Source organism: Pseudoalteromonas sp. CO109Y (genome assembly GCF_004208935.1).
GTDB lineage: Bacteria > Pseudomonadota > Gammaproteobacteria > Enterobacterales > Alteromonadaceae > Pseudoalteromonas > Pseudoalteromonas shioyasakiensis.
On the sequence record NZ_SGPD01000056.1, the window covers coordinates 1 to 306 of the forward strand.

The 306-nt window shown below is 42.8% G+C and carries 1 rRNA gene; it reads left to right on the forward strand.

From position 1 onward, the window contains the following. Positions 1-229: 229 nt before the first annotated feature. Positions 230-306, forward strand: a 5S ribosomal RNA gene (gene rrf / locus EXT43_RS20515); the annotation flags it as partial.

Here is a 306-nt window from a genome sequence, read left to right on the forward strand (position 1 = left end):
GAACTCAGTAGTGAAACGAAACAGCGCCGATGATAGTGTAGCAGCTGCTATGTGAAAGTAGGTCATCGCCAGGCTCCTAATTAAAGTGTTAGGTTTCCCATAGCAGCTGCTATGTGTCTCTCTACCGCTGTGGGCACTTGGTCATATCCAGGCTCTAAATTCAGTCGCAAGACTTTAAATTAAGTCGAAAGACTATAAATAAAATAATAAGAAAATTGAAAAGAATTTTCTTGGTGACAATAGCGTTTTGGACCCACCTGACCCCATGCCGAACTCAGTAGTGAAACGAAACAGCGCCGATGATAG